Origin of the sequence: Arenimonas malthae CC-JY-1 (assembly GCF_000747075.1) — a bacterium.
Lineage (GTDB): Bacteria > Pseudomonadota > Gammaproteobacteria > Xanthomonadales > Xanthomonadaceae > Arenimonas > Arenimonas malthae.
In genome coordinates, this window is sequence record NZ_AVCH01000009.1 from 1 (window position 1) to 11,706 (window position 11,706).

The following is an 11,706-nucleotide window of genomic DNA, read 5'->3' on the forward strand; positions in this document are numbered from 1 at the left end:
GACGTTGGCGACCGGGTTGCCTTCGCCGGTGACGCGCAGCGCATAGCTCGGCGCGAAGCGGATGTAGGCGCCGGACGTGGTGGCCACGCGGCCGGTGGCACCGCCCGCCTGCGCCTGCGACGGGAAGTCGTACAGGCCGTAGGTGCAGTCCACCGGGGCCTTGGCCGTGAGGATGCGGTCGCCGTCCACCACCAGCATGTCGTCGGCGACGGCCGGCGTGGCGCCGGCGGTGATGGAGAAGTAGATGGCATCGGAGCCGACGCCGTTGACGGAACCGATCAGGTTCGAGGCGTCGCCCGTGAACGTGACCACGGAGCCCGGCGCGAACTGCGCGCCCGGGCAATGCAGGCGCGCGTAACGCACCTCGCCGGGCGAGAACGAGTAGGCCAGGGGCGTGCTGATGTCGAGCGTATTGGAGGAGTTGGTGAGGGTGCGCGAGGGCGGGATCACCAGCTCTTCGGCCACCAGCACCGGATTGTTGCTGCCGGCGCCGGACAGGCTGCCCTTGGCGACGCCGTCGAGTTCGAAGGTGATCGGACCGCAGACCACGTTCGGCGCGTTGGGCACGCCGCTGGCCACCAGCACCATCGGCGTGTTCGGCGTCACCGCGAAGCTGTCCGAAAACGTCGTGGTGGACGAGCCATACGACCAGACGTAGTTCTCGCAGATGTTGCCCGGGTTGAACGACGCCTCGTGCACGGTGAAGTAGACGTTGACGCCGCAGCTGTTGGTGTTGACCGCGATGCCCAGGCTGCCGCTGGCGTCGGTCATGAACGGGTAGGTCCGGTACTGGAAGTCGCCGGACGAGAATTCCGCGCAGGCGTCGCCGGGGGTGCCGGAGCGGAAGAAGCGCGGCGACATGATCGGGTCGTCGCCGTCGAAGACGACGCCGGCGTTGACCAGGGCCTTTTCGAAGGCGCCAGCCGGCGCCGGCTTGGGCTGGGCGGCCGGCGCGGGCCGCGCCTGGCCGCCCACGTCGTCGATTTGCTGCGCTTGCGCGAAGGCCGGCAGCGCCAGGGCGATCGCCGCCACCAGGATGGAATGCTGTTTCACGGGTGCTCCCTCTCTCGATACGGCCTTGGGCCTGTAAAGGTCGGAACGCGCCCTTGGCCGCCGATCGGCCAAGAAAGAAGGGCCCGCTTCCGCGGGCCCTTCCTTTGGCTTTCCGGCAGGAGCGGCTCCGGCCGCCACCGCTCTCCCGGCGGGTATCAGTTGCTGCCCGGGCGAACCATCACGTGGTTGCTGATCGTGCCCGAGTCCGGGTTGACGATCTGGTACAGGCCCTGGATCTGGCTGTTCGGGCCGGAAATGGTCACGTTCAGGGTCGCGCGCGGGGCCGCCGTGAAGCCGGTCAGCACGCTGGTCAGGTCCACCACCGTGGTGCCGCCCGCCGGCACCATGCCGGTGAGGTTGGCCGTGGAGATGACGTTGCCGGTCTCGCCGAGCACCGCGATCTCGTACGGACGATCCTGCGTACCGGTGTTGGTGAGCACCATGCGGCTCAGGTAGTTGGCCGGGACCTGGGCCAGCGGGGCCTGCAGCTCGGTGCCGTTGCGGGTGATCACGCCCAGGTCCAGCGGGCCACGGCCGGACACGGCATAGGTGGTCGCATCGGCCGACACCGGGGCCAGGGCCACGGTGAACTCGCTGGCGCGGATCGGGTCGCCGCCCGCGGCGTAGCACAGGAAGTGGTCCATGGCGGCGTTGCTGCCGATGGTGAACACGGCCTCGGTGTCGTCGAAGCTGTCGGCCGACTGGATGTTCACGGAGCAATCCGCGTTCGGGCTGAAGAACACGTCGGACGCCGCCTCGAAGTCGCCGCTGAACACCAGCGCGGTGTCGGCGTCCATCAGGTCCACCAGTTCGATGGCGTTGCCGTCGAGCGTGATCGGCTGGCCGCCGCCCAGCACCTGGCCCGCCGTGCCGTAGCTGAAGCCGCCGACCTGGCCCAGCAGGATGTCGAAGGTCGGGGCGCCCCCCACGAATTCGCTGTAGGCCGGGTCCGCGGACTCGACGTTGGCGACCGGGTTGCCCTGGTTGTCCACCGCCAGCGCGTAGCTGGGGGCGAAGCGGATGTAGGCACCGGACGTGGTGGCCACGCGGCCGGTGGCGCCGCCCGCCTGCGCCTGAGACGGGAAGTCGTACAGGCCGTAGGTGCAATCCACCGGCGCCTTGGCGTTGAGGGTGCGGTCGCCGTCGACGATCAGCAGGTCGTTCTCGACCACCGGGGTGGCGCCGGCGGTGATGGAGAAGTAGATCGAACCGTCGGCCGAGGTGTTGACCGCGCCGATCAGGTTCGACGGGTCGCCGCTGTAGGTCACGGTGGTGCCCGGGGCGAAGGTGACGCCCGGGCAGTGCAGGCGCGCGTAGCGCACTTCACCCGGCGAGAAGGAGTAATCGACCTCGGTGGTGATGTCGAGGTTGCCGGCATTGGTGATGGTGCGCGCCGGCGGGATGACCAGCTCTTCGGCGACGCGGATGGGATTGTTGCTGGCCGGGTTGGTCAGCATCACGCCGCCCGCGTAGGTCACGTTGGCGACCGGGCAGTCGATGGTGAGGTCATAGGGGCCGAAGGACCCGTTCGAGTAGCCGGTGGAGATCGCGTAGTAGGTGGTGCCCGCGTTCAGGGCCACCGGGTCGATCAGGGAGTTGGGGAAGCCACCGCCGTCGTCGTCGCCGTCCACGCCGTTGGTCAGCGGGTCGAGCGGGTCGAAGGCGTTCTCGTAGATGAAGAGGAAGGTGTCGTGCCCGGCCAGCGGATCCAGCGCCACGCTGCAGGTGTCGTTGGCGGAGACGATGAACGGGTGCACGACGTAAGGCACGGCGGTGCCGGTGCCGGACAGGCCGCTGAAGTCGGAGAGCGGACGGTTCCAGACCGGCGCGCCCGTGGTGTCGCCGGTCGCGATCTCGATGTCCTTGGTGCGGATGCCGGCGCGGGCGACGGGCTTGGCGGCTGCTTCCGCCATCGCGCGCTGCTTGGCGGCGAGCTCGTCCTGCGGGGTGGTGGCGGCGTGGGCCGCCGAGACCGCAAGCGCGGCGGACAGGGCGATGAAAAGAACGGAAGGCTTGGTCACGGATGACTCCCTGGAGATGAGGTTTCGAACTGCTAATTCCCGATAACGGGCGGATTATCCCGCCGCCGGGGCGGCATGCAAGGGCTGGCCAGGGGCCGGCAAATCAGATGGCCGGCTTGTCCGCCACATGCCGTTTCAGCCGCTCCACCGCGGTTTCCACATCGGCCACGCAGGGCAGCACGGCGGCCCAGTCGCCGGCCTTGGCCGCCGCTTCGGCCGCGGCCGCGGCGTCGCCCAGGGGCAGGGCGCCGACCAGGCGCGAGGCGCCCTTGATCTTGTGGGCCTGCCGGGCCGCCGCGGCCAGGTCGCCGGCGGCGCGGGCGGCCACCAGGCCGGCCAGGTCCTCGGCCGTGGTGGCCAGGAAATCCTCCAGCACCGCCTTCGCCTCGGCCGGGTCGCCACCGGTCAGCGGGCCCAGCACCGCCGGGTCCACCGGCAGCGGTTCGCCGTGCAGCTGCGGCAGTGGCAGCGGCGCTTTCATGTCGGCCAGCAGGGGCACGGTGTGCGGCAGCCAGCGCTGCAGGGTGGCCACCAGCTCGGGGATGGACACCGGCTTGGCCAGGTAGGCGTCCATGCCGGCGGCCAGGCAGCGCTCGGCCTCGCCCTTCAGGGCGGCGGCGGTGAGCGCCACCACCGGCGTGTGCGGCTTGCCGTCGCGGGCTTCTTCCTCGCGCAGGGCGCGGGCGAATTCGTAGCCGTCCATCACCGGCATGTGCACGTCGGAAAGCACCAGGGCGTAGCGGCCGGTGCGCCAGGCCTCCAGGCCCTTGCGGCCGTCCTCGGCGCTTTCGCTGGCGTAGCCGGCCAGGGCCAGCTGGCGCGCCACCACCAGGCGGTTGGTGGGGTGGTCGTCGACGATCAGCACCAGGCTGTCCTCGGCCAGGGCCTGCTCCACCGACGGCAGCGGGCGCGCCAGGAAACCCTGGCTCGGGTCGGGCGCGACCTCCGGCTCCAGGTTTTCCACCTCGCCGCGCGGCAGCACCAGGCACAGGCGCAGCGTGGTGCCGGCGCCGGGCGTGCTTTCCATCGCCACTTCGCCGCCCATCAGCTCGGCCAGGCGGCGCGAGATGACCAGGCCCAGGCCGGTGCCGCCGAAGCGCCGCGTGGTGCTGCCTTCGGCCTGGGCGAAGGCCTGGAACAGCCGCGCCTGCTGCTCGCGCGTGACGCCGATGCCGGTGTCGGTGACGCGGAAGCAGACGCGATCGCCCCCGCCCTCGCGGCCCTGCCATTCCAGCGCCGCCTCGACCACGCCCTTCTCGGTGAACTTGATCGCGTTCGACAGGAAGTTCGACAGCACCTGGCGCAGGCGCAGGCCGTCGGCCACGTGCGCCGGGCCGATGCGGTCGTCCACCTCGCACAGCAGCACCAGGCCCTTGCTCGAGGCCGAGCCGCTGAAATTCGCCACGGTGGACTGCAGCAGCCGCGGCAGCGACACCGTGGTGGGCGTGAGCTCGAGCCGGCCGGCCTCGACCTTCGAGAAATCCAGGATGTCGCCGATGATCTGCAGCAGCGATCGCGCCGACTGCTGGATCACCTGGATGGTGCGGCGCTGGTCCTCGTCGAGGCGGCTGTGCGAGAGCACCTCGAGCATGCCGGTGACGCCGATCATGGGCGTGCGGATCTCGTGGCTCATGGCCGCCACGAAGCTACTCTTGGCCTCGCTGGCCTCGAGCGCGCGCGCCTCGCTGGCGCGCAGGCGCTGTTCGAGCTGCTTGATCAGGGTGAGGTCGGTGGCGACCGCCAGGTAACCCACCACCTTGCCGCTGCCGTCGCGCATGGGCGACGTGGCCAGCAGCACCGGTACGTGGCTGCCGTCCTTGCGCACGAAGGTCCATTCCAGCGGCGGCGAGCCCTGTTCGACCAGTACCGGGATCAGGCTGGCGTCGGCCGCCACCGGCCGGTCCAGCGCCTGCGACAGCTGCGCGGCCACCTTCGCCACTTCTTCCGGCAGCAACAGGCGGTTGGTGCTGCGCTGGCCGATGATTTCCTCGGCGCGGTAGCCGGTGAGCCGCTCGGCGTAGGGATTGAAGGTGGTGAAGCGCGCCTCGAGGTCGAGCGAGATGATGGCCACCCGCGCCGCCGCGAACAGCGAACGCTGGAACACCTCGCTTTCCTGCAGCGCGGCGCGCACCTGCTCGGTGCGGGCCAGCTGCTCGTTGAGTTCGGCCTCGAACTTGCGCACGTCGTCGCGCATGCCCAGGAAGGCGTCCATCACTTCGCCCAGTTCGCCCGAGGGCACGAAGCGCGGCACGCCCTGGTAGTCGTGCCGGCGCATCTGCTGGGTCAGCGCCGTCAGTCCCTCGACGCCCTTGTAGATGTTTCGCAGCAGCTTCTGCCCGACCACCGCGACCACCACCAGCGTCACCAGGCTGGCCAGGATGCGCAGCAGCGAGGCACGACTGGCCCGCTCGGCCTGCGCGCGCACCTTCTGCTCGGCCTCGATCATTTCCAGGTCGCCCAGCAGCTTCATGCGCGTGGTGACCGGGTCGATGGCCGGGTAGAGCTCGGTGTCGGCGAAGCGCCCGAGCGCCACGATGTCCTGCTGCTCCAGGATCTTCGCCAGGGTCTCGGCCGCCGTGTCGGCGCGCACCCGTGCGTGGCGGACCTGGGCGAACAGCGCTTCCTGCTCGGCGGTCAGCGGCAGCTGCTCGAGCTCGTTCCAGTGCTCGCGGATGCGCAGGCGCGCGTTCGCCAGCACCTGCGCGCCTTCTTCCCAGCTGATCAGGTAATTGCGGACGCGGAAGGTGGTGTCCACCACGTCCAGGCCATAGGCGTCCGACACCGCCTTGATGCGGCGCAGGCCGGCCAGCGATTCGTCCTTGAGTTCGAGCAGGGCGCGCTGGTTGTGCTGGCGTTCGATCTCGTCCAGCGCCAGCACCGTGGCGCCGGTCAGCAGCAGCAGGCCGAACAGGCCCAGCAGCTGGAGGCGGATGCCGAAGCGCGGGCGGCGCGGGGCGGCCATGCGGCGCCCTAGTGGTGGGTCTGGCGCCAGCGCTGGATGGCGTCGGGCAGCTGTTCGCCCGGAACCGGCGCCGAAATGAGGTAGCCCTGGGCGTAGGTGCAGCCCAGCTGGGCCAGCAGCTGCCACTCGTCGATGGTCTCGACGCCTTCGGCCACCACGGCCAGGCCCAGCTTGCGGGCGAGGTCGAGGCTGGTTTCGATCATGGCGCGCTTGCGCGGCTGGGTCGGCGCGCCCGAGACGAAGCCGCGGTCGATCTTGAGCTCGGTGAAGGGGATCTGCGAGAGCTGCGACAGCGACGAATACCCGGTGCCGAAATCGTCCACGCTCAGGCCGAAGCCCTTCAGGCGCAGGCGCGCCAGCATGCCCAGGCCGCGCGCGGTGTCGCTCATCACCGAACTCTCGGTGATCTCGAGCACGATGCGCTCGGGGCTGACGCCGTGCTCGCGCAGCACGGCTTCGTAGCGGTCGGCCACTTCCGGTCCGGTGAGGTTTTGCGCCGACACGTTCACCGACACCTTCAGGTCGAGCCCGCGCGCCTGCCAGCGCTTGGACCACGCGCAGGACTGCACCAGCATCAGGCTGGTGAGTTCGTCGATGAGCCCGCCGGCTTCCATGATCGGCACGAACACCGCCGGCGGCACCATGTGGCCGTCGGCCAGGCGCCAGCGCGCCAGCGCCTCGACGCCGATGATCTTGCCGTTGCCGAATTCGGCCTGCGGCTGGAAGAAAGCCTGGATCTCGCCGCGCGCGAGCGCCTCGCGGGCCTGATCGAGCGTGACCTCGACGTCGGCGGCGGCCACGGCGTGGCTGGCGTCGCTTTCGTAAAGCGACAGCACGGTGGTGAGCTTGCCGGGCGTCAGCGGCTTTTCGATGCAGCCCAGCACGCGCAGGCCCGAAGCCTTCGCCATCACCTGCACGGTGTGCAGCAGGGCCGGCTCCATGGCGCTGACCACGGCGATCGAATTCGCCAGCCGTTCCTGGGCGACGATGCCAATGAACTCAACGCCGTCCATGCCGGGCATGTCCAGGTCCACCAGCACCACGTCGGGCGGTTCGGGCAGGCCGCGCAGCAGGTCGAGCGCCTGGAAGCCGTCGGCGGCTTCGTGCAGGCCGGTGAGGCCGAGGTCGGACAACAGGCGCAGCCCCAGCCGGCGCTGGAACCCATGGTCTTCGACCAGCATGACCCGCAAGCCCGCCAGGCTCATAACGCCGTCACCCCTGTATCGCGTCCGCCGACTGTACCCGCCGCCTGTTCAGGTTGAAAGCCCGGGGGCGTGACGGACCGGGCAGTCCTGAGCCCCCGGGCCACGAATTTTTCTGACAGCATGAAGGCATGAGCTTCGACGTCCCGGTGGCAGCGCCAGGCCCCTCCCGCAAGCCAACGCGGCCGCGGTCCCGCGGCGGCCTCGCGCTGGCCCTGTGGCTGGCCATGGTGCCGGCGGCGGCCAGCGACGGCGCCGCGGCGCGGGCCGCGCAATCCCCGGGCGCAACCATCGGCGAAGTCACCATCGTCCGCCATGACGTCTTCGACACCGGCATCGAGGGCGAGAACAAGAAGGCCTACCGCTTCGCCAACCGCCTGCACCGGCGCACCCGCGAACCGGTGGTGGAACGCCTGCTCCTGTTCGCGCCCGGCGACCCGTACCAGCCCGCCCTGCTCGAGGAAACGGCGCGCCTGCTGCGCGCCCAGGGCTACCTGCGCGAAGCCGAGGTACGCGCGGTCCCGCGCGGCGACGGCCGCGTCGACGTGGTGGTGGAAACCTGGGACGCCTGGACGCTCAACCCCGGCGTGCAGGGCAACGTGGGCGGCGGCGACAGCGAATACGGCATCGAGCTGGAGGAAGGCAACGTGCTGGGCACCGGCGCGCGCTTTTCGATCGCCCAGCGCAGCCGCCGCGACCGCGACGAAACCCGCCTCACCTGGCGCCACGACCACCAGTTCGGCCGCTGGGTGGGACTGGAAACGCAGCTGCGCGACACCAGCGACGGCAGCGGCTGGGCCGTGGCCATCGGCCAGCCGTTCTACGCCCTGGGCACGCGCCGCGCCTGGGGCCTGTCGGTGGACCGGCAGGCGAGCGAAGAGCCGTTCTACGTGCGCGGCGACAAGGTGGCCGAATACCGCCAGCGCAACCGCGACGTGGAAGTGTGGTGGGGCGCCTCGGCCGGCCTGGACGGCAACCGCGTGCGCCGCTGGCGCTTCGGCCTGCGCGAGCAGCAGCGCCGCTTCGCGCCCTCCACCGACCCGGCGCTGGTGGGGCCGGTGCCGGAAGACCGCCACCTGGTCGGTCCCTGGGCCGGCGTGGAGTGGCAGCAGGACGACTGGGCCGTGCTGCGCAACCGCGACCAGATCGGCGTGACCGAGGACGTGCGCCTGGGCCTGCGCTGGACCGCGCGGCTGGGCTGGGCCGGCGAAAGCCTGGGCAGCGACCGCGACGCGGCCTGGTGGGAAATCGAAGCCAGCCGTGGTTATCCGGTGGGCGAACGCGACCTGCTGCGCCTGGACGCGCACTCCGCCGGCCGCCTCGAACAGGGCCGCGCGCGCGACGCCACGCTCGGCGCGCGCGCGCGCTTCTATCGCCAGATCGACGACCGCCAGCTTTTCTACGCCGTGCTGGAAGGCGAGCGCGGCTACCAGCTCGACCTCGACGGCCGCCCCACCCTGGGCAGCGACACCGGCCTTCGCGGCTATCCCGACCGTTGGGCCAACGGCCACAGCTGGGCGCGCCTGGGCCTGGAGCGGCGCTACTTCACCGACTGGTACCCGGGCCGGCTGTTCCGGGTGGGCGGCGCGGTGTTCCTGGACGTGGGCCGCACCTGGGGCCGCGACGCGCTGGGCGGCGACAACCCCGGCCTGATGGCCGACCTGGGCGTAGGCCTGCGGCTGGGCAATACGCGCTCGTCCTTCGCGCGCATGATCCACGTCGACCTGGCGGTGCCGCTGGACGACGACCCGGCGCTGGACAAGGTGTCGGTGGTGATCGAGGCGCGGCGCGAGTTCTAGCCGCGCGCCTCCCAGTGCGCCGCCGGCTGCGGGCGCCCGAAGTAATATCCCTGCGCCTGCGTGCAGCCCATGGCCAGCAGGGCTTGGCGCTGGGCTTCGTTCTCCACGCCTTCGGCCACCACCTCCAGCGCCAGCGAACTGGCCAGTGCCAGGATCGCGCTGACGATGGCCGAGCTGCGGTCGGCCACGTCGCCACCCAGCGGCGCGACGAAGCTGCGGTCGATCTTGATCATGCGCAGCGGGAAGCGGTGCACGTGGCCGAGCGAGGAATAGCCGGTGCCGAAGTCGTCGAGCGCCGCGTCCACGCCGGCCTCGCGCAGGCGGCCGAGGAGGCGCGCCACCGATTCGGGGTCGCCCAGCAGGGTGCCTTCGGTGACCTCGACGCGCAGCCGGCGCGGGTCGAAGCCGGTGTCGGCGGCCAGTGCCAGCAGGCGCTGGTCGAAGGACTCGTCCTGGAAGTGCCGGGGCGAGACGTTGATGGTCAGGTAGCCGCCGCCGCGCAGCAGCGGGGCCGCCTCGCGCAGGGCGGCACGGTAGAGCTGCCAGTCGATGGCCTCGAGCAGGCCGCATTCCTCGGCCACCGGCAGGAATTCGCCCGGCGCCAGCAGGCCGCGGGCCGGGTGGCGCCAGCGCACCAACGCTTCGTAGCCCGCCACCGCGCCGTCGGCCAGGCCGACGATGGGCTGGAAGTGCGGCTCGAATTCCGCGTTCGCCAGCGCCGCGCGCAGCTGGTGCTCCAGGTCGAGCACGTCCATGGCGTTGCGGTGCAGGGATTCGTCGAACAGCACGAAGCGCTGGCGCCCGGCGGCCTTGGCGCGGTAGAGCGCCACGTCGGCGTCGTGCAGCACGGCGTCGGTGTTGGCATGGCGGCGGTCGCCGAGCGCGATGCCGATGCTGGCCGAAGCCTGCAGCTCGCGGCCACCGACCTGCATGGGCGCCTGCAGCGCCTTCTGGATGCGCGCGGCCACCTTGCAGGCGGTCTGCGGCAGCGGGCTGTGTTCGAGCAGCACGGCGAATTCGTCGCCCGACAGGCGCGCCACCACGTCGGGTTCGCGCACGCAGGACTGCAGGCGGCGCGCCACCTCGCGCAGCACCTCGTCGCCGGCCAGGTGGCCCAGGCTGTCGTTGAAGAGCTTGAAGCGGTCCACGTCCAGGTACATCAGTGCGAACTGCTGGCCGGGGTTGCGGCGCTGGCTGGCCAGCGCGCGCTCGAGCCGGTCGCGCAGGTACAGGCGGTTGGGCAGGCCGGTGAGCGGGTCGTGCATGACTTCGTGCTGCAGCCGCGCCTCGACCTGTTCGCGCACGGCGATCTGCTCGCGCAGCTCGCGGGTGCGCTCCTGCACCCGCTGTTCGAGTTCGGAATTCAGGCGGCGCAAGGCTTCGGCGTGCTCCCGCCGCTGCAGGCTGTTGGCGATCTGGTTGGAGACGAAGGTCAGCAGCTCGGCGTCGCCCCAGTCGTAGTTCAGGTCGCTGCGGTAGCTCTGCACCGCCAGCGCGCCGATCACGCCGTCCGCGCCGCGCAGCGGCACGCCCAGCCACCACAGCGAAGGCTGGCCGTAGCCCTGCCGGGGGGAGCCGAACTGGATCTCGCCGCGCGCGGCCAGCTCCTCCATCCCGGCGCGGTCCAGCAGCACCGGCTTGCCCTGGCGGATGACGTACTCGGTGACGCCCCGGCCGAAGGCCCGCGAGCCCACCGACGGGTTCACGGCGTCCACGTGGTAGGGGAAATCCAGGCGCGCGCCGCCCTCGGCCACCAGGCCGATGTAGAAGTTCTCGGCGTTGATCAGCTCCGACACCGCCTGGTGCACGTGGCGGTAGAAGTCCTCGCTGCTCTGCTCGGTGTTGGTCAGCGCCGCGATGCGGTAGAGCGTGGCCTGCAGGTGCTCGGCGCGCTCGCGCTGCGCCACCTGCTGCTTCAGCTCGGCATTGGCGTCGGCCAGCTGGCGGGTGCGTTCGGCCACGTGCTGCTCCAGCCGCGCCTGGCCCTGCTTGCGTTCCACCGCGGTGAGCACGTGTTCGGCCACGAAGGCCAGCACGGCGCGGTCGGATTCGGTGTATTCGATGCCTTCGACGTAACTCTGCACCACCAGCACGCCGGCCGCGCGGCCGTCGCGCACCATGGGCACGCCCAGCCAGTCGTGCGCCTCGGCGCCGTGCAGCACCAGCGGGCCCGACACCTGCCGGCGCATGGCCTCCATCGAGCCCATCAGCGGCTTGCAGTCGTTCACCAGGTACCAGGTGAGCCCGCGGTCGAGCGCCGAGAGCGGCATTTCCTCGCCCGGCAGCGGCTCTTCCTTGTCCACGGTGTCGGCGAAGTAGAGGAAACGCAGGCTGTCGGTGCTGGGCTCATAGAGCGCGATGAACAGGTTCTCGGCGTACATCAGCTGGCCGATGATTTCGTGCAGGCCGCGCAGCATGGTGGTCATGTCGCGGTCCGAGCCGGCGAGGTCGGCGATGGCGAACAGCGCGCGCTGCAGCTTCTCCGCCTGCGCCAGCGCCTGCACCGAGGCCGAGAGGTGCTTGAAGGCGAACAGGTCGCGGAAACGGCGCGCGCCCAGGTCGAGCAGCTGCTGCTGGGCCGGCGTGGGCTCGGGCAGGCAGGCGCCGGGCGCGGGCAGCAGCCAGGCGGCGGCGCCCGGGGCGTCGCAGAGCACGCGGGCCTGGCCGGG

At 71.0% G+C, this 11,706-nt stretch carries 6 protein-coding genes; 1 reads left to right on the top strand and 5 read right to left on the bottom strand.

What is annotated here, in order from left to right:
* From N790_RS01445 to N790_RS01460, 4 genes are all read right to left on the bottom strand, one after another.
* Positions 1-1,053, bottom strand: a 1,053-nt coding sequence (locus N790_RS01445; protein WP_043799933.1) for a hypothetical protein, incomplete at its 3' end; no start/stop codon positions are given.
* A 155-nt stretch (positions 1,054-1,208) separates the two neighbouring features.
* Positions 1,209-3,074 (bottom strand): hypothetical protein, encoded by a 1,866-nt coding sequence (locus tag N790_RS01450; RefSeq protein WP_043799935.1) that lies wholly within the window; start codon positions 3,072-3,074, stop codon positions 1,209-1,211.
* 103 nt (positions 3,075-3,177) lie between these two features.
* The gene (locus N790_RS15040; RefSeq protein WP_052385584.1) at positions 3,178-6,036 is read right to left on the bottom strand and encodes an ATP-binding protein; all 2,859 of its coding nucleotides are present in this window, start codon (positions 6,034-6,036) and stop codon (positions 3,178-3,180) included.
* An 8-nt stretch (positions 6,037-6,044) separates the two neighbouring features.
* Positions 6,045-7,217: an EAL domain-containing response regulator gene (locus N790_RS01460; RefSeq protein ID WP_169742128.1), complete on the bottom strand. Its 1,173-nt coding sequence runs from the start codon at positions 7,215-7,217 to the stop codon at positions 6,045-6,047.
* Positions 7,218-7,369: 152 nt separating this feature from the next.
* On the opposite strand from N790_RS01460, the gene N790_RS01465 reads away from it, so the two are divergent.
* Entirely contained in the window at positions 7,370-9,037 is a 1,668-nt protein-coding gene (locus N790_RS01465; protein ID WP_043799939.1) for a POTRA domain-containing protein, read from the top strand.
* On the opposite strand, the gene N790_RS01470 is transcribed toward N790_RS01465, so the two are convergent.
* Positions 9,034-11,706 (bottom strand): sensor domain-containing diguanylate cyclase (locus tag N790_RS01470; RefSeq protein ID WP_156969876.1); only part of this gene is annotated, 2,673 nt, incomplete at its 5' end. The genes N790_RS01465 and N790_RS01470 overlap by 4 nt on opposite strands.

Excerpts from the sequence above, each read along its gene's own strand:
- N790_RS15040 (WP_052385584.1), bottom strand. The coding sequence starts at position 6,036 with ATGGCCGCCCCGCGCCGCCCGCGCTTCGGCATCCGCCTCCAGCTGCTG.
- N790_RS01460 (WP_169742128.1), bottom strand. The coding sequence starts at position 7,217 with ATGCTGGTCGAAGACCATGGGTTCCAGCGCCGGCTGGGGCTGCGCCTG.
- N790_RS01465 (WP_043799939.1), top strand. The coding sequence starts at position 7,370 with ATGAGCTTCGACGTCCCGGTGGCAGCGCCAGGCCCCTCCCGCAAGCCA.